At 72.1% G+C, this 16,303-nt stretch carries 18 protein-coding genes and 1 pseudogene; 7 read left to right on the forward strand and 12 right to left on the reverse strand.

Annotated features, from left to right (window positions below):
- Positions 1-78 precede the first annotated feature (78 nt).
- Positions 79-546: pseudogene (locus DFQ13_RS31785) on the reverse strand (hypothetical protein); the annotation flags it as partial.
- 529 nt (positions 547-1,075) lie between these two features.
- Here DFQ13_RS31785 and DFQ13_RS31790 point away from each other — a divergent pair.
- A complete protein-coding gene (locus DFQ13_RS31790) occupies positions 1,076-1,816 on the forward strand; it encodes an MBL fold metallo-hydrolase (protein ID WP_219994722.1) in 741 nt (246 codons plus the stop codon).
- A 14-nt stretch (positions 1,817-1,830) separates the two neighbouring features.
- Here DFQ13_RS31790 and DFQ13_RS31795 read toward each other — a convergent pair whose 3' ends face one another.
- From DFQ13_RS31795 to DFQ13_RS31810, 4 genes are read right to left on the reverse strand one after another with little or no spacing between them, the layout of a single operon-like run.
- Complete coding sequence (locus DFQ13_RS31795; protein ID WP_110082482.1) at positions 1,831-2,373, reverse strand: class I SAM-dependent methyltransferase; 543 nt, start codon at positions 2,371-2,373, stop codon at positions 1,831-1,833.
- A 28-nt stretch (positions 2,374-2,401) separates the two neighbouring features.
- Positions 2,402-2,830 (reverse strand): DoxX family protein, encoded by a 429-nt coding sequence (locus DFQ13_RS31800; protein ID WP_110082483.1) that lies wholly within the window; start codon positions 2,828-2,830, stop codon positions 2,402-2,404.
- Positions 2,830-3,546 (reverse strand): SRPBCC family protein, encoded by a 717-nt coding sequence (locus DFQ13_RS31805; RefSeq protein WP_110082484.1) that lies wholly within the window; start codon positions 3,544-3,546, stop codon positions 2,830-2,832. The genes DFQ13_RS31800 and DFQ13_RS31805 overlap by 1 nt, the downstream gene beginning before the upstream one ends.
- A 2-nt stretch (positions 3,547-3,548) precedes the next feature.
- The gene (locus DFQ13_RS31810) at positions 3,549-4,157 is read right to left on the reverse strand and encodes an ArsR/SmtB family transcription factor (protein WP_110082485.1); all 609 of its coding nucleotides are present in this window, start codon (positions 4,155-4,157) and stop codon (positions 3,549-3,551) included.
- A 113-nt stretch (positions 4,158-4,270) separates the two neighbouring features.
- Here DFQ13_RS31810 and DFQ13_RS31815 point away from each other — a divergent pair, with 113 nt between their 5' ends.
- From DFQ13_RS31815 to DFQ13_RS31835, 5 genes are all read left to right on the forward strand, one after another.
- Positions 4,271-5,320: a TRM11 family SAM-dependent methyltransferase gene (locus tag DFQ13_RS31815; RefSeq protein WP_110082486.1), complete on the forward strand. Its 1,050-nt coding sequence runs from the start codon at positions 4,271-4,273 to the stop codon at positions 5,318-5,320.
- Between the two features lie 36 nt (positions 5,321-5,356).
- Entirely contained in the window at positions 5,357-6,364 is a 1,008-nt protein-coding gene (locus DFQ13_RS31820) for a pirin family protein (RefSeq protein ID WP_110082487.1), read from the forward strand.
- A gap of 37 nt (positions 6,365-6,401) precedes the next feature.
- On the forward strand, positions 6,402-7,055 hold the full coding sequence (locus DFQ13_RS31825) for an RNA polymerase sigma factor (protein ID WP_110082488.1): 654 nt from the start codon (positions 6,402-6,404) through the stop codon (positions 7,053-7,055).
- Positions 7,052-7,624 (forward strand): methylated-DNA--[protein]-cysteine S-methyltransferase, encoded by a 573-nt coding sequence (locus DFQ13_RS31830; RefSeq protein ID WP_110082489.1) that lies wholly within the window; start codon positions 7,052-7,054, stop codon positions 7,622-7,624. Before DFQ13_RS31825 ends, DFQ13_RS31830 begins: the two co-directional genes overlap by 4 nt.
- 121 nt (positions 7,625-7,745) lie before the next feature.
- Entirely contained in the window at positions 7,746-8,207 is a 462-nt protein-coding gene (locus DFQ13_RS31835; protein WP_110082490.1) for an SRPBCC family protein, read from the forward strand.
- A gap of 433 nt (positions 8,208-8,640) precedes the next feature.
- On the opposite strand, the gene DFQ13_RS31840 is transcribed toward DFQ13_RS31835, so the two are convergent.
- From DFQ13_RS31840 to DFQ13_RS31860, 5 genes are all read right to left on the reverse strand, one after another.
- Entirely contained in the window at positions 8,641-9,606 is a 966-nt protein-coding gene (locus DFQ13_RS31840; RefSeq protein ID WP_110082491.1) for an iron-siderophore ABC transporter substrate-binding protein, read from the reverse strand.
- Positions 9,603-10,421, reverse strand: a complete 819-nt coding sequence (locus DFQ13_RS31845; protein WP_035287167.1) for an ABC transporter ATP-binding protein — start codon at positions 10,419-10,421, stop codon at positions 9,603-9,605. Before DFQ13_RS31845 ends, DFQ13_RS31840 begins: the two co-directional genes overlap by 4 nt.
- A complete protein-coding gene (locus DFQ13_RS31850) occupies positions 10,421-11,461 on the reverse strand; it encodes a FecCD family ABC transporter permease (protein ID WP_110082492.1) in 1,041 nt (346 codons plus the stop codon). Before DFQ13_RS31850 ends, DFQ13_RS31845 begins: the two co-directional genes overlap by 1 nt.
- Positions 11,462-11,564: 103 nt before the next feature.
- Positions 11,565-12,584: a FecCD family ABC transporter permease gene (locus DFQ13_RS31855; RefSeq protein WP_110082493.1), complete on the reverse strand. Its 1,020-nt coding sequence runs from the start codon at positions 12,582-12,584 to the stop codon at positions 11,565-11,567.
- 139 nt (positions 12,585-12,723) lie between these two features.
- Positions 12,724-13,146, reverse strand: coding sequence for a hypothetical protein (locus tag DFQ13_RS31860; RefSeq protein WP_035287160.1), 423 nt, complete (start codon positions 13,144-13,146; stop codon positions 12,724-12,726).
- Between the two features lie 555 nt (positions 13,147-13,701).
- Here DFQ13_RS31860 and DFQ13_RS31865 point away from each other — a divergent pair.
- Positions 13,702-14,142 (forward strand): ester cyclase, encoded by a 441-nt coding sequence (locus DFQ13_RS31865; RefSeq protein ID WP_035287157.1) that lies wholly within the window; start codon positions 13,702-13,704, stop codon positions 14,140-14,142.
- A 334-nt stretch (positions 14,143-14,476) separates the two neighbouring features.
- Here the strand turns inward: DFQ13_RS31865 and DFQ13_RS31870 are convergent, their stop codons facing one another.
- Positions 14,477-15,424, reverse strand: a complete 948-nt coding sequence (locus DFQ13_RS31870; RefSeq protein ID WP_110082494.1) for a sporulation protein — start codon at positions 15,422-15,424, stop codon at positions 14,477-14,479.
- Between the two features lie 195 nt (positions 15,425-15,619).
- Complete coding sequence (locus DFQ13_RS31875; RefSeq protein ID WP_035290678.1) at positions 15,620-16,201, reverse strand: DUF3558 family protein; 582 nt, start codon at positions 16,199-16,201, stop codon at positions 15,620-15,622.
- Positions 16,202-16,303: the final 102 nt, after the last annotated feature.

The following is a 16,303-nucleotide window of genomic DNA, read 5'->3' on the forward strand; positions in this document are numbered from 1 at the left end:
CACACTCAGCTTGAAACACTGTTATTGGACGTGCTTATCAAGTGCCCCAAGCTATTTCGGTTGCTAGAAGCTTGGCGAGTTCCACACGTACTGCATGTGGTGCGGCTCGTTCTCCACCAGCGGGCCGACGGTGGCGGTGTTGACCACGTGGCCGTAGGTCGGCGAGCCCTCGGTGGCGTCGATGACGGCCAGGAAGTCCGGGCCGGGCAGCGCGTTGGTGATCTTGCTGAGCCCACCGGCGAGCGAGCCCGGCAGGTTCTTGAGGTCCTTGACCAGGGTGTCGGCGATGTTCTCGTCACCGGCCCAGACCAGCAGCCACTCCTTGCGCTTGCCCTCCGCGGCGGCGGAGCGGTTCGCGGCGTCGCCGACGAGGTGGTTCTTGACCCAGTAGGACTTGCCGTCCGAGGCCACCAAGCTGGCGGTGGTCGTCTGGACATCGGCGTAGGCGGCGCTGTTCTCACCGCTGTAGGTGACGGCGCCGACGGCGAGGACGCCGGTCAGCAGACCGACCAGGCCCTTGCGCCATCGTTGTGATTTCGAGGACATGACTGTCTCCGTGTTCGATGCGGGTCCGCGCGCCCGGATTCGGGCGCGCGGCAGTTCCCGACCCGCTCAGGGCACGCGTCGGGAGTCCACACGGCATGGCCGCGGGAGTACTTGGGGTCTAACGGAAGTGGACAGTCCTACTCGGACTGATCAGAGCGCGCTGGACTGCAGGCACAGGTCGACGTGGAGCCGCCAGACCAGGGGGAGTGAGGAGCGCATGCCGGAGAGCATCGCCATCCCGGCCGGGGGGTGTCAATCGATGTCACAAGCTGAGACGAGCCTGAGAGAAACTGCGCTTACCCCATTCGGAGCAGCGGCGACTACCCTGGGTGCGCCATGGGCCGGGGTGCGTCACCGCCGGTATCCGACTGAACCGTTCCACCTGCGGCAAACGGGTTCTCCGGAATGTCCACGAAGGCCAGTGGGAAGTTCCCGGGTGGACCTGTGATCACGACGACCGTAACCCGGGACGGCGTTGATCGTTAGAGTGGCTTCCCGAATCCTTTTCAGGATACCGAAAGGAACCACCGTGACCGCACCGACCGTGACGCAGGTCGCCGACGGCGTCCACTTCGTCGAGAGCACCCACGTCAACTGGACCCTGCTGACCGAGGGCGACGCGCTCACCCTGGTCGACAGCGGCTACCCGGCCGACTTCCCGGCGCTGCGGCACTCGGTGCAGAGCATCGGCTTCCGGCTGGAGCAGATCGCGGCGGTGCTGCTCACCCACGCCCACGTCGACCACATCGGCGGTCTCCCCCGGTTGCTCGCCGAGGTGCCGGTTCCCGTGCACGGCACCGAACCCGAGGCCCGCCACGCCCGCCGCGAGTTCCTCCAGCAGGCCACCCCCGTCGACGTCCTCACCAACCTCTGGCGCCCGGGTTTCCTGCCCTGGACCCTCTACCTGGTCCGCGCGGGGGCGTTGAAGGACATCAAGGTCCCCACCGCCACACCGTTCCCGGACCCGCTGGACGTGCCGGGCGCGCCCGTCCCCGTCCCCACCCCGGGCCACACCAGCGGCCACTGCGCCTACCACCTGCCCGCCGCGGGCGCGATCATCACCGGCGACACCCTGGTCACCGCCCACCCCACCTCGTCGGCGGACGGCCCCCAACTCCTGCGCCCGTTCTTCAGCCACGACCAGGCGCAGACCGTCGCCGCCCTGGACACCCTGGCGGCCGTGGACGCGAACGTGGTCCTGCCCGGCCACGGGCCCGTCGTCCGCCAGGACATCGCCGCGGCCACGGCCCACGCCCGCTCCCTGCTCTGACCGCGTTCCCCCGGTCAAGCCGCCCGGTGCACCGACACCGCGTAGTCGCCGCCCTCGAACGGGTCGCGGGACCAGGTGGCGAACCGGGAGTCGAGGACGAGCCCGGCGGCCGCCGCGTGCGCGTCGTAGTTGGCGGTGCCGTAGCCGCGGTCCAGGGAGAAGCCCGCGATCAGCACCCCGCCGGGGCGCACGTGCCGTGCGACCCCCGCCACCAGCGCGGCCTGCGTGCCCGGCGGGGTGAAGAGGGGGACGTTGCCCGCCATGACCACCACGTCGAACACCCGCCCGAGGTCGAGGGTGGTGAGGTCGGCGGGGACCCACTCGATGCCGGGGCCGAGGCGGGCCGCGGTGGCGAGCATCGACCCGTCGACGTCGGTGCCGGTGACCTCGATGCCGTGTCGGGCCAACTCGACGGCGACGCGCCCGGTGCCGCAGCCCGCGTCCAGGACGGTGGACGGGTCGAAGGCGCGGACGAAGGTGGCCTCACCGTGCACGTCGGTGCCGGTGGCCGCCAGCGCGTCGAACCGCCGTTGGTAGTCCTCGCCGTTCCAGCTCATGCCCCCACCGTGCCACAGGCACCCGCCCTCAGCGCCGCCGCAGCGCCGAGAGCGCGAACGGGCCGGGGCCCAGCGCGGCGATCAGCAGGAACACCCAGCAGAACAGCACCGCCTGCTCGCCCATGTTCTGCAACGACAGCACCGCCAGGGGCTGGTGCACGGTGAAGTACGCGTAGGCCATCGCCCCGGAGCAGACCAGCGCGGCGGGCCGGGTGAACAGGCCGACGAGCACCAGTGCCCCGCCGACGACGCCGATCACACTGGCGTACCAGCCGGGCCAGGAGCCGACCGGCACCGCCATGCCCATCGTGTCGACGCCGCCGAACAGGCCGAAGCCCTGCAACCCGTGGCAGAGGAACAGGAACCCGACGACGACCCGCACCGCGGAGAGGACGGCGCCGGACACCGCCGGTCCGGTCAGGCGGGCGCGCAGAGCGGTGGTGCCGGTGGTGCTCATCAGGCGTACACCCCGTCCAGCCAGGCGTTCCAGGCCTTGGTGATGGCCTCGGCGTCGGCGTCCTCGGCGAAGACGTGGTGCGCGGCGGCGACCGGCATCCCCCACGGCTCGCGGGCGTAGAAGCGCAGCAGCGAGTCGGTGGTGCGGATGCCGACGAACTGGCCGTCGAGGTAGTCCACCTCGCCCTCGACCGGCGCCAGACCGGGGACGTCCAGGGTGATCTTGTCGCCCGGCTCGCTGTTCGCCGTGAGCCCCAGGGCGGCGTGCAACTTGTCGACGGCGCCGGGGAACTGCGAGGCCTCGGTGCCGGGGGCGGCGACGTAGGTGACCGGCCTGCCCGCGAAGTGCTCCAGGTACTGCCCGAGCGAGTGCAGGTAGAAGTCCGTGTGCTTGCCCGCCGCGTCGAACTGGGTGTCCCAGTCGTCGGCGAAGACCCCGCTGTGGACGTAGCGGACGACGGTCGTGCCGCCGTCGCGGGCCTCGATGACGTGCTCCAGGGCGTTGAACCAGCCGTCCTCGCCGTCGGTCCGGGTGTGCAGGTGGTTCGGGGCGTCCCAGACCAGCGCGCGGGTGCCGGACTCGTCCGGGGTGCCGTCGGCCGGGGGCGGCGAACCGGGGAACAGCCAGCCGCCGAGACCGTCGGTGACCGCCGCGAAGACCTGCTCCGGGGTGGCGCTGAGGACGACCTCGCGCTCGATCTCGAAGTTCTTCGACATTCTCACTTCTCCTTGGCTTCCGTGCTGAAGTCTCGGGTGATGGCCGGGTGCAGCGCCACGATGAAGCGGTGCTCGCGCCCGTTCGGCGCGTTCTCGCTGTGGTAGCGGCGGACCAGGTCCGCCACCGCGCCCTGCAACTCGCCCGCGAAGGCCGCCCGGTCGGCGGCGGAGGCGAAGGTGACCCTGGCGTCGGCGGCGTAGGTGGCCAGCCGCCGGTCGGCGGCGTTCGCCCCGGCGATGAGCCGCCCCAGTTCCCGGACGAGCCGGGCGGCCAGGGCCATCAGCCAGCGGGCGGAGAGCTGGTCCGGCGACCGGTCCGGGTCGGGGGCGACCGCGGCCAGCGCGCTGGGCGAGATCACGTACGAGGCCGCGCTGGCCCGCATGACCCGCTCCGTGCAGTTGCCCTTGCGGCGCTCCTCGACCAGCTCGACCAGGCCGTGCTTCTCCAGGGCGCGCAGGTGGTAGTTGACCTTCTGCCGCGGCAGGCCGACCGCCGCGGCCAGCGTGCTGGCCGAGCCGGGTTCGACGAGCGCGGCCAGCAGACCGGCGCGCACCGGGTCGAGCGTGACCTCGGCCGCGGCCGGGTCTTCGATCACTGCCACCTCGTGCATGGGAGAACCCTCGCACCGACAACTTTATTTGTCAAGACAGTTGTCCTTGTCGGCTACCGGGATGCTTTAAACTGCCCCTGACCAGCACTTCTCCGACCTGATCAGCGGGAGCCATGACCCAGTACGCGCTGCTTGTGCAGCCAGCCGCGAACCGCGTCTACGCCGAGGCCTCGGTGGCGCTGACCACCGCGGAACTGGAGGTGGTCAACCGGGCCGTCCTCGGCGGGCGGCTCACCGACATCGCCGAGACCGACCTCGCGGGCGTGCGCTACGTCGGGTTCCGCGCCGATGCCCTGGACGAGCGCGACGCGGAGTTCCTGGCGAACCTGTCCTCGGCCTTCGCCCTCTTCGCGGTCCGCGACGGGGGCCTGCTCGAGCCGGTGGAGCTGCGGCGGCTGGACAGGTTCGACGACGACCTGCTGACCATCCAGAAGTACTCGGGCAAGACGAACGAGCACTTCACCAAGCTGCTGCTGAACGTGACCGTGCTGTCCTCGACCGCGGCCCCGGACATGCTCGACCGGCGGCTGCGCGTGCTGGACCCGGTGTGCGGGCGGGGGACGACGCTCAACCAGGCGCTCATGTACGGGTGGCACGCCGCCGGGATCGACCTGGACCAGCAGGACTTCGACGCGTACTCGACGTTCCTGCAGACCTGGCTCAAGCGCAAGCGGGTCAAGCACACCGCCGAGGTGGCGCGCATCCGGCGCGAGAAGCAGAACGTCGGGCGGCAGCTCAAGGCCTCGATCGGCGTGGACCGCGAGAGCTACAAGGCGGGCGACGCGCTGGACCTGGGCTACGTCAACGCGGACACGGTGAAGGCCGGGGAGTTCTTCCGCGCCGGGACGTTCGACGTGGTCGTCGGCGACGCGCCGTACGGGGTCCGGCACGGGTCGCGCGCGGCCGGGCCGCGGCCGCTGGACCGCAGCCCGCTGGAGCTGATCTCGGCGGCGGCACCCGGCTGGGCGCGGCTGCTGCGGGCGGGCGGGGCGCTGGGCATCTCCTGGAACAACGTCGTCGCCAGCCGCGAGTCGGTGCTCGACGCGTTGGCCTCGGCGGGGTTGCAGCCGCTCGACGACGGGCCGTACCGGGGCTTCGAACACCGCGTCGACCAGGCGATCACCCGCGACATCGCGGTCGCGCGCAAGCCTGTGGACAACTGAACGCGACGATCGGGCTTTCGGCCTAGCCTGGGAGCCATGGAAAGCCCCGTTCTGCAGACCGTCCCACTGGGATCGCAGTGGCCCACGCTCGACCCGTTCCTGTTCTGCGCGCACCACGACGACGCCTACCCACCGGGCGACGACCGCATGGCCCCCGCCGTGCCGATCGACGACCGGGACCTGGGGCAGGACTTCTCCGGCCTGGACGGCTGGTCGATGTACCACGGGCTGGAGGTCCCGGGCTTCCCCGGCCACCCGCACCGCGGCTTCGAGACGGTCACCTACGTCCGCGAGGGCCACATCGACCACAGCGACTCCCTCGGCGCCGCGGCCCGCTTCGGCCGGGGCGACGTGCAGTGGCTCACCGCCGGGCGCGGGATCGTGCACGCGGAGATGTTCCCGCTGCTGCAGCGGGACGGGCCCAACCCGCTGCACCTGTTCCAGATCTGGCTGAACCTGCCCGCCTCGGACAAGCTGGTGGACCCGTACTTCACCATGTTCTGGGACGACGACGTGCCCCGCCACCGCCCAGCCGACGGCGTGGTGGTGACGGTCATCGCGGGCGCGCTCGGCGCGGCGGAGCCACCGCAGCCACCACCGAACTCCTGGGCCGCCCGCCCCGACGCCGACCTGGCCATCTGGCACCTCCGGCTCGACGCCGGAGCGTCCTGGGAACTGCCCGCGGCGGCGGGGCGGGAGACCGGCCGGGTGCTGTACGTGTTCGGGGGCGACCGGCTCCGGGTCGCGGACACGTCGGTGGGCGACGACACCGGCGTGGTGCTCGACGCGTCGGTGCCGGTCGCGCTGACCGCGGGGTCGACCCCGGTCGACGCGCTGCTGCTGCAGGGGCGGCCGATCGGCGAACCGGTGGCCAGGTACGGGCCGTTCGTGATGAACACCGAAGCGGAGATCCACCAGGCGCTGCGCGACTTCCAGGACTCCCGGTTCGGCGGCTGGCCGTGGCCGGACCAGGCGCCCACCCACGGCCGCGAGCGGGGCCGGTTCGCCCGGCACGTGGACGGCCGGGTCGAACAGGTCGATTGAAGTGCAACCGATGCCGAAAACCGGTGTTCTCAAGGGTATGGACATCGTTCCCACCCCCACGGCAGTCCTGCCGAACGCCCCACCAGGCGAGGTCCCCGCCGACCCCGACCTGGTCCCGCTCCTGCTCGCGGACCGCGACCGGGGATTCGAGGAGGTGGTGCGCCGGTACCAGCGCGACGTGTACTCGGTGGCGGTCCGGCTCTGCGCGCAACTCGGCAGCTCCGACGCCGAGGACCTGTCCGCCGAGACGTTCCTGCGGGCCTACCGGGCGCTGGTGGGCTACGACGGGGAGCGGATCGCGGCACTGCGGGTGCGGCCGTGGTTGTTGACGATCCTGCTCAACACCTGGCGCAACCTGGTGCGCACGGCGGCCCGGCGCCCGCGGCAGGCGCCCCTGGCGTCGGCGTTGGCGGTCTCGCCCACCGGGATCTCGGCCGAGCCGCTGGGCCCGGGCGCGGCGGAAGTGTTCGAGCGCGGGGAGACCAGCCGCGAACTGGCCAACCTGCTGGCCGAACTGCCCGAGCGGCAACGGCTCGCCGTGGTGCTGCGGCACGTGGTCGGGCTGCCGGTGGCCGAAGCGGCCGAGGTGTTGCGGCTCCCGGAGAACACCGTCAAGTCGCACACCGCCCGCGGGCTGGCGACGCTGCGGTCGCTCTACACCGAACCCGGACGTCGAAAGGAGAAGCTGTGAACCACGACGCGGTACTCAAGGGCCTCGCCGAACTGGTCGCGGCACCCGCCACCGACCTCACCGATTCCCTGTTCGCCGACTGGACCCGGGTCCCGGGCCCGATCGGCGAGATCGACATCGCCTTCTCCGTCCGGGGGATCAGCTACGTGCGGGTGGTGGGCCTGCCCGACCGCACCGCGTCCGGCGATTTCGCCACCTCCTTCCACACCCGCTTCGGTCGACCACTGCGCCGCACCGACCGGGAGCCCCCGGGCCTGCGCGCGGCCCTCGACGGCAACCCCCCGGCGGAGCTGCCGGTGGACCTGCACACCCTGACCGAGTTCGAGCGCGAGGTACTGCGGGCCACCCGGCAGATCCCGCGCGGGCAGACCCGCCCGTACGGCTGGATCGCCGCGCAGATCGGCCGCCCCAAGGCCGTGCGCGCGGTGGGGACGGCGGTGGGCAACAACCCGGTGCCGCTGGTCATCCCCTGCCACCGGGTCGTCCGCTCCGACGGTTCCCCCGGCGAGTACGTGTTCGGTGCCGCCGCGAAGCAACGGCTGCTGAGCGCCGAGCGGGAGGCCGGTTGAGCGTTGTCACCCACGTGATCGGCTTTTGCGAATCCACGCGCTGTTCTCCCCCTCACCTTGTCCGGGTGGTCGCGGCCGTGCTCTGCTGACCACCGGTTCTCGACGACGAGGGTGGACGGCGATGGCACGGCAGCACGGGTACGTGATCCGGCGGAAGTACACCGCACCCCCCGAGCGGGTGTTCGCGGTACTGGCCGACGCCGCGCACTGGTCGTCCTGGGCGCGGCCGGTGATCATGACCTCCCGGTGGGCCGAGGGCACCGGGGACGTGGACTCGGTCCGGGTCGCCGGGATGTGGCCGGTGCTGATCCGGGAGCGGATCACCGAACTGCACCCGCCGTCGCGGTTGTCCTACCGCATGCTGGGCCGCAACATCCCGGTGCGCGACTACGAGGCGGCGGTCGAGTTCCGGCCCGCTGCGGACGGGGGGACGGAACTGACCTGGTCGGCGTCTTTCCGGCCGCTGGTGCCGGGGACCGGGGCGTTGATGACCGCTGTGGTCAAGTCGACGGTTCTGTTTCTGGCGTGGCGGTTGGGGCCTGCTGCTGCTCGTGGTCGGGTCGGGACTGAGCACCAGGGCTGAGTACTGGGGCTGGGGCTGGGCCGAATCTGGTTGAAAGCTCGGTTGTTTGTGGGTGGTGCCCGGCTGGGTGGATGTGTTTGGCCGGGGCCCCTATGGCGATCATGTGCTCCAGTGTGACCGGGTGGGGCTGAAAAGATGCCCCACCGCCCAGGCAGGCTGTCACATGATCGCCACCCCCGGCCAAACACATCCACCCACCCGGGCATGTCCGTAGCCGGGTCGCCGGTTCTCGGGGTGGGCGACTGTCTTTGAGACAGATCCCCAGGCCAAGCCCGCTTGGCTGGTCAAGGAGGCGAACTGGGCTGGCGCGCCAGCCGGGCCAGGCTGGCCCGGCCCGGGTGGGCCGGACCGGGTGGGCCGGACCGGCTGAGCCGGGCCAGGCCAGGCCAGGTGGGGTGAGCCAGGCCGGGTGGGGTGAGCCGGGCCGGGTGGGTCAGGTGCCGAGGGTGGTGGCGAAGAGGGGGGTGGCCTTGTCGATGGCGTAGAGGGTGCCCAGGGTGGAGCCGCTGGAGAAGGCGTTCACCAGGGTCTTGTCGTCCAGGATGACCAGGTGGCCTGCCTTTGCCGAGGGGATCTGGTTGAGGACCTGGTCGTTGCGCAGTGGTGTGCCGTCGGTGCCGATGGGGAAGACGACGGTCAGGTCGGCGCTGAGGAGTTCGATTTGTTCTCGGGAGAGGTCCACGGCGAAGCTTTCGCCTGCCAGGGCTTGGACTTCGGGTTTGTTGGTGAGGCCCAGGCTTTCCAGGAAGTCCACTCGGGAATCGCCTCGGACGTAGGCGCTGTACTTGTCGGAGTAGTGGGCACCCACCGCGACCGTCTTGCCGGTGAGGGTGGGGTGGTCGGTCTTGGCCTTGGTGAAGGCGTTGTCGACCTCGGTGGTGAGGCGTTTGCCCTCTTCGACCTTGCCCAGGGCCTGGGAAACCAGGTCCATTTGTTGGCGCCAGGTGGTTCCGTAGGCGACCACGCCCGCCGGTGAGGAGACGGTGGGGGCGATCTTGCTGAGTTCCCGGTACTTCTCCTCGGAGTTGTCCGAGCGGGTGTTGAGGATCAGGTCCGGTTGGAGTTGGGCGATGGTGGGGTAGTCCAGCTCCAGCGTGGGCAGGATCTTGGGTGGGGTGGTGTACCTGCCCGCCGCCCACGGTCCCACGCCCTCGCCGCCGAAGGCGAGCCAGTCGCTGGCGGCGATCGGTTGCACGCCCAGGGCCAGGGCGGTTTCGGCGTCGGACCAGCCCAGGGCGATGACCTTGGTGGGGTTGGCGGGGACGGTGACCGGGCCGAAGCGGGTCTGCACGGTGGGGCCCGCCTGGGCGGTGGTGTTGTCGCCGGGCTCCTCCACCTGGCCGCAGCCCGCGAGGGCCAGGCCTGCGGCGGCCAGCACGGCGGCGATGCGTCTGATCACTGGGGTTCTCCTTGTTCTGCGCAGTGGTGGCGGCCGATGGGGACGACCATCGGAGTGGCGGACACCGGGTCCGGCACGACGTGCGCGCGGAGTCCGAACACGCGCTCGATGACCTCCTCGGTCACCACCTCGGTCGGGCTGCCCTGGGCGACGATCTCCCCGGCGCGCATGGCGATGAGGTGGTCGGCGTAGCGGCAGGCCAGGTTCAGGTCGTGCAGCACCACGACGACCGTGGTGCCCTGGGTGCGGTTGAGGTCGGTGAGCAGGTCGAGCACCTCGACCTGGTGGGTGATGTCGAGGTAGGTGGTGGGCTCGTCGAGCAGCAGCAGGTCGGTGCGCTGGGCCAGGGCCATCGCGATCCACACCCGCTGGCGCTGCCCGCCCGACAGCTCCTCCACCGGGCGGCCCGCCACCTCCAGGGTGTCCGTGGCGGCCAGCGCCTCGGCGACTGCGGCGTCGTCCTCGGCGGTCCAGCGGCGGAACCAGCCCTGGTGCGGGTAGCGGCCCCGGCCGACCAGGTCCGCGACGGTGATGCCCTCGGGGGCGACCGGGGTCTGCGGGAGGATGCCCAGCACCGTGGCCAGTTCCCGGCTGGGGATGGTGTGCAGCTCGCGGTCGTCCAGGTGGACCGTGCCGGAGGCGGGGGTGAGCAGCCGGGCGAGGCCGCGCAGCAGGGTGGACTTCCCGCAGGCGTTCGGGCCGACGACCATGGTGACCCGGCCCGGTGGGATCGCCACGGTCAACCCCTTGACCACCTCGCGGCGGTCGTAGGCCAGCCGCAGCGCGTCGGTGCGCAGGGTGTGCTCGGCCGTCATCATCCGCCCTTCCCGGTCCGGTTGGCCCTGGCCAGCAGCAGGAGCAGGTAGGGGGCGCCGACCGCGCCGGTCAGCACCCCCACCGGGTACTGCGGCAGGCCGGGCAGGTTCTGCGCGGCGAAGTCGGCGACCAGCACCACGGCCGCGCCGACCAGCCCGGACGCCACCAGCGCCGGACCACCGTCGCGGGTCAGCCGCCGTCCGATGGGGGCGGCGAGCAGCGCCACGAACGCCACCGGCCCGGCCGCCGCGGTGCCCGCCCCGGCGAGGGCGACCGCGCAGCCCAGCAGGGCGAGCCGGGCGGGTTCCACCGCGACCCCGAGGCCGCGGGCGGCGTCGTCGCCCAGGCGCAGCAGGCCGAGGGTGCGGGCGAGCACCGCCACGGCGGGCAGCAGCACCGCGAGCAGCACCGACAGCGGCACCACCTGCGTCCAGTTGCGACCGTTGAGGCTGCCGGTCAGCCACACCAGGGCGTCCTGCGCGGTGGCCACCCGCGACCGCGTCATCAGGTACGACACGACGCTCAGCAGGATCGCCGCGACGCCGATGCCGACCAGCACCAGCCGGGAGCCGGAGATGCCGCCGCGCCAGGTCAGCGCGTACATCAGGGCCGCGGTCAGCAGCGCGCCCGCCAGGGCGACGACCGAGACGGCGGTGCCGCTGAGTCCGAACGCGACGATGCCCAGCACGGCCGCGGCGCTGGCCCCGGTGTTGATGCCGATGACGTCCGGGCTGGCCAGCGGGTTGCCCAGCAGGCTCTGGAAGATCGCCCCGGACACGCCGAAGGCGAACCCCACCAGCACGGCCGCCAACGCCCGGGGCAATTTCAGGTCGAGGATGACGTAGTCGGTGCTCCGGCTCCCCAGACCGACCAGAGTGGACAGCACGTCCGGCAGCGGCACGTACCCCCGCCCCCAGGTGAGCGCCACGCCGAAGAACACGACGAGCAGCAACCCCAGCGCCCCGGCCACCGCCGCGAACCGCCGCCGCGCCCGCCCCCGACCGGCCGCGATCGCCGCACTCCCCGCCGACACCGCCATCACGCCCCCACCCCGACGCGGGAGCACCCGGCACTCGGCGCACCGAGCCGCGTCCGCGGGCCCGCGGGGGCTCCGACAGGGGCCGCGCCCGTCGGTGGTGTCGTCACAGCCCGGCCACCTTCCGGCCGCGCACGATGGCGATGAACACCGGCGCCCCGATGACCGCGGTGAGGATGCCGACCTGCAGCTCACCGGGCCGGGCGACGACCCGGCCGACGACGTCCGCGCCGACCACCAGGACCGGGGCCAGCACCATCGAGTACGGCAGCAGCCAGCGGTGGTCGGGCCCGGTGACGGCGCGGGCGAGCAGCGGCACCGCCAGCCCGACGAAGGCGATCGGTCCCACGCTCGCCGTGGCCGCCCCGCACAGCAGCACCACCGCGAGCCCGGCGACGACGCGCGTGCGGGTGACGTCCTGGCCGAGCGAGCGGGCCAGGTCGTCACCCAGGGACAGGGTGTTCAGCGAGCGGGCGGCACCGAGGGCGACCACCAACCCGAGCGCGATGAACGGCAGCGACTGCCAGAAGACCGCCATGGAGCGCCCGGACAGGGCGCCGACCTGCCAGAAGCGGAACTGGTCGAAGGTGTCGGAGTCGGTCAGCAGCACAGCGGTGGTCAGCGAGACGAAGGCGGCGTTGGTGGCGGCCCCGGACAGGGCCAGCTTGATCGGCGTGGCCCCCTCGCGCCCCATCGCCCCCACCCCGTAGACCAGCAGGGAGGCGACCAGCGCGCCCGCGAAGCCGAACCACACGTAGCCGGTGAGCGCGGTGATGCCGAACAGGTTGATGCCGATGACCACGAACAGCGCCGCGCCCGCGTTGACGCCGAGCACCCCCGGGTCGGCCAGCGGGTTGCGCGCCACCGCCTGCATGACCGCCCCCGCGACGCCGAGCGCGGCGCCGACGAGCAGGCCCACCAGCGTGCGCGGCACCCGTTCGGCCCGCACGAACAGGTGGTCGTTGTCGGTCGGGTCGAAGCGCAGCAGCGCGTCCACGACCGTGCCCGCCGGGATCGGTTTGGCCCCGGTGAACACGCTCGCCACGGCCACCGCGATCAGCAGCGCGGCGGCCAGCAGCAGCCCCAGGGAGAGGTGGCCGGACCGCCGGGTGGTCACCTGCGCCATGCCACCTCCCGCACTCCGACCGGACCGAGCGGGCTTAGGTTAGGCTAAGGACAGTATCACTGAGTAGTTGAAACGTGGAGTTCCCAGTCACAATCCGGCCACGCGATCACCCGGGGTGACCACCCGGTCCACCGCCGGGTCACAGGACGGAGATGAGGACCCGCAGCTCGTCCGCCCGGACCTCCAGCGACACGAAGCACCGGTCCAGCACGATGTCGAGGCCGACGACCTTCTCCGCGGCGCGGGTGAGGTGTACGGCGACCACCGTGTTGCCCACGACCTGGGCGTACCCGGCCGCCGCGGAGCGGTCGAAGACCGTCCACTTGCCGTGCCTGCGGACGAACTCGCGGTTCTCGTCGGTCAGCGGCTCGGTGAACGGGTCGACCCACTCCCTGGCCTCGACCCGGATGGACTCGCCGTCGGCACCGGAGTCGAAGAGGGCGACGAACCCGTCGTCGGCGCTCAGCTCGATGAACCCGGACCCCGTGTCCGGCTCACCGCTTGGGTCGACGTAGTGCACCCGCCGCACCCGTCGGATGGTCTTGCCGACCAACTCGTCCACGCGAAGCTCCACCGGCGCCACCACCCCGCATGTGATCGACTCTATTCCCCCAGGGTAAGCCAACAGCGGCACTCCACGGCCCGTTTGCGGCCCGTTTGTCACCCACTGATCGCATCGAACTCCCCCGGTCGCCCGGGTCCGGTCCCGGCACCGCACGCCGGGCCACCCCGGCACGCCGCCGACCGGGTGACGGCGCACGGCCGCGGGCAGCGAACCGCGGCGGTGCGCCGCCCGCGGTTCGACAGGGAGCGAACAAGCGGACTCGCCGAACGCCCCGGCCGGCCCCTCCGGCGCGGTGGCGCGCTCGCGACCGGGGTACCGCCGGGCCGGTTCGACCCGACCGGCCGCGTCCCCGGAGCGGGCTCGACAGCCCCACCGCGCGCACCGGGTTGTCCACACCGGACAACCCGTTCGCGGCGCACCGGTTGGGCCGTGGGGGATCTCGACCGGGGGACGTGCCCGCGGCCTGGCTCGCGTCGGCGCGGACCCGGCACTTACACTCGACGCACTCGCCGCTCCCCCACCGGGTCCGCAACACCACGATCCGGGAGAACGATGACCGCCACCCTCACCGCCACCGACACCGCGACCCGGTTCGCCATCACCGAGGCGTTCGTCCGGGAAGCACTGAACGAGGGAGACCTCGCGGTCGTCGCGGACTTCGCCCACCCCGGCATCCGCGACGGTTCCGGCACCCGACTGTTCGACGACGGCGTGCGCGGCCTGGAAGCGGCCGTGCTCGCGATCCGGCGATCCATGCCGGACCTGTACGCCCGGGTGCCGTTCATCCGCGACTGCGGGAAGGACACCGTCGAGGTGCACCTGGAACTGACCGGCACCTACCGGGCACCCAACCTCGCCCAGAGCGGGCGGGACGGGCGGGTGGCGCGGTGGCGGCAGATCCACCGGTTCAGCTTCCGCGGTGCGCTTGCCGAGGCACACCTGGGGTGGGTGGACCGGGCCGCGATCCGGGCGTGCCTCGGCGAGCCGTACTAGGCCGGGCTGTTTTGGAGCCCGGGGTTTTGGTGGGGGTGCCCGGCTGGGTGGATGTGTTCGGCCGGGGCCCCTACGGCGATCATGTGCTCCAGTGTGACCGGGTGGGGCTGAAAAGATGCCCCACCGCCCAGGCAGGCTGTCACATGATCGCCACCCCCGGCCAAACACATCCACCCACCCGGGCAGGGCCGTAGCCGGGCCGGCGGTTTCGGGGGTGGTCGGCTAGGCAACCGCATCCACCCACCCGGGTAGTGGCGTAGCCGGGCCGCCGGTTTGTGGGGTGGCCGGTTGTCGCTTCGCCGATGGGTCCGGGTGGGTGGTGGCTGGTGGGCCCTCACTCGTCGTCGAAGACCTCTTCGAAGACCTCGCCGAGGACCATGCCGCCGACGATGCCCGCTGCCGCGCCGCCGACGATGCCGCCCATGCCGGGGCCGCGTCGGTGCGGGTCGCCGTAGTGGCCGTGGTCCTGGTGGTACCCGTGGTCCTGGTGGTGGCCGAAGGCGGAGTGGCCGCCGCGACCGGCGACCTGGGTGAGCCAGTCGCCCACGATGGGGGTCCAGTCGGTGCGTTCCGCTTCCTGGTGGGTCATCCGGAAGTGGCCGAAGGCGTCGCCGCCGGAGCGGAAGAGGCCGCCGCGCTTGTCGGCCTCCAGCACCACGTACAGCTCGTGCGGGGTGGCCACGAAGGTCAGCTCGACCTGGTTGATCCGGCCCGCCGCCTCGCGCGGGGGGTAGAACTCGATCTCCTGGAAGAAGCCGAGCTGTTGCGGCACCCCGTGCAGCACCCCGGCCTCCACGTCGGCGCTGCTGAACTGGAAGCCCAGGGCGCCGAAGGCGTCGAGCACCCGGTCCTGCGACGGCAGGGGGTGCACCTCGACCGGGTCCAGGTCGCCCTTGTCCGGGGCGCCCGCGATGACCAGTTCGGTGCGCAGGCCGACCGACATCCTCGGCAGCGGGGAGCCGGAGACGGCGGTGATCGGCGCCTCCCACGGCAGTTCGACCCGGAACGGCACGTCCACCCGCTGGTTCTCCGGGATGACCAGGCGGTCGGCCACGACCACCCGCAGGAGTTCGCCGGTGCCCACGCCCTCGTGGTCCCCGTGCTCGACCTCCACCCTGGTGATCAGCGACAGCACGATCCGGTCGATCTCGGCGCGCGCGCTGCCGCCCTGCACCCGCACCTGGCCGGTGACGGCCTGCCCGGGGTAGACGTGCGGCGAGTCGAGCACGGTGTCCACCGACGGGCCGCCGACGCCGAAGGCCGAGAGCATCCGCTTGAACATGTGGGAGTCCTCCTGGGGTCGCGTCCGGGGGCCCGCACGTGGGGCCACGACGCCGAAGCGCTCCAATCGGACAGTACCGGATCTTGTGCTCGGGATGACAAGAACCCGGAGCGGAACAAATGCGGAAATGCCGTCCACGCGGCGGGCACCATTGCCGGGAAAAGGTCAGCCGCCGGGAGGTCGGCCGCAGAAGGGTCAGCGCAGTGCGGTGACGACCTGTTCGGCGACCGACACGGCGGTCTGGCACTGGCCCCCGGTGTCGTTGGCCCCGCTGGCGCCTGCGGCCACGACGACGCCCCCGCCGTCCCCGGCGCCGACGACCACCTCGCACAGCACGGTGCCGTCGGTCCGCTGCGCGCGCACCAGGGCGGGCTGGCCGTCGACGCTGATCTGCTCGAACAGCTTCCACCGCAGCCCGGTCCCGTCGGCGCCGGGCCGCGACGAGTCCTGGTACGCGGCGGCCAGCGGGTCGTTGCCGCTGAAGCCGACGCTGATCCGGGGCCACTCCACCCGGTCGGCCCACACGCAGAACCTCGTGGTCCCCGCCTCGCCGCCGTGCGGCTGGCCGGGTCCGTAGACGCCGAGGCCCAGCGGGATGCTCTTCGGCACCACCGCGCACGGGTCGACGGCCTTGGCCAGGTCGAGGGTCCGGGTCGCCGCGGGCGCCTCCGTCGGCCGCCCCGCCGCGGTCACCGTGGGCACCTGCGAGGCCCCCGCGGCGCACCCGCCGAGCAGGGCGGCCACCACCGACCCGACCACCACCCGACCGAGCACCATGTCCCCCACCCCTCATTCCGACATCCACCATCATCCCCGGCCGCCATCGTTTTCGGGCGGCCCCGGGGCGGTTTTTTCCACGTTGTTCGCTCACGCAAAGAG

Origin of the sequence: Actinokineospora spheciospongiae (genome assembly GCF_003182415.1) — a bacterium.
Lineage (GTDB): Bacteria > Actinomycetota > Actinomycetes > Mycobacteriales > Pseudonocardiaceae > Actinokineospora > Actinokineospora spheciospongiae.

Excerpts from the sequence above, each read along its gene's own strand:
- DFQ13_RS31875 (WP_035290678.1), bottom strand. The coding sequence starts at position 16,201 with ATGGTGCTCGGTCGGGTGGTGGTCGGGTCGGTGGTGGCCGCCCTGCTC.
- DFQ13_RS31805 (WP_110082484.1), bottom strand. The coding sequence starts at position 3,546 with ATGTCGAAGAACTTCGAGATCGAGCGCGAGGTCGTCCTCAGCGCCACC.
- DFQ13_RS31820 (WP_110082487.1), top strand. The coding sequence starts at position 5,357 with ATGGAAAGCCCCGTTCTGCAGACCGTCCCACTGGGATCGCAGTGGCCC.
- DFQ13_RS31825 (WP_110082488.1), top strand. The coding sequence starts at position 6,402 with ATGGACATCGTTCCCACCCCCACGGCAGTCCTGCCGAACGCCCCACCA.
- DFQ13_RS31855 (WP_110082493.1), bottom strand. The coding sequence starts at position 12,584 with ATGGCGCAGGTGACCACCCGGCGGTCCGGCCACCTCTCCCTGGGGCTG.
- DFQ13_RS31795 (WP_110082482.1), bottom strand. The coding sequence starts at position 2,373 with ATGAGCTGGAACGGCGAGGACTACCAACGGCGGTTCGACGCGCTGGCG.
- DFQ13_RS31815 (WP_110082486.1), top strand. The coding sequence starts at position 4,271 with ATGACCCAGTACGCGCTGCTTGTGCAGCCAGCCGCGAACCGCGTCTAC.
- DFQ13_RS31845 (WP_035287167.1), bottom strand. The coding sequence starts at position 10,421 with ATGACGGCCGAGCACACCCTGCGCACCGACGCGCTGCGGCTGGCCTAC.
- DFQ13_RS31870 (WP_110082494.1), bottom strand. The coding sequence starts at position 15,424 with ATGTTCAAGCGGATGCTCTCGGCCTTCGGCGTCGGCGGCCCGTCGGTG.
- DFQ13_RS31865 (WP_035287157.1), top strand. The coding sequence starts at position 13,702 with ATGACCGCCACCCTCACCGCCACCGACACCGCGACCCGGTTCGCCATC.
- DFQ13_RS31850 (WP_110082492.1), bottom strand. The coding sequence starts at position 11,461 with ATGGCGGTGTCGGCGGGGAGTGCGGCGATCGCGGCCGGTCGGGGGCGG.
- DFQ13_RS31810 (WP_110082485.1), bottom strand. The coding sequence starts at position 4,157 with ATGCACGAGGTGGCAGTGATCGAAGACCCGGCCGCGGCCGAGGTCACG.
- DFQ13_RS31835 (WP_110082490.1), top strand. The coding sequence starts at position 7,746 with ATGGCACGGCAGCACGGGTACGTGATCCGGCGGAAGTACACCGCACCC.
- DFQ13_RS31800 (WP_110082483.1), bottom strand. The coding sequence starts at position 2,830 with ATGAGCACCACCGGCACCACCGCTCTGCGCGCCCGCCTGACCGGACCG.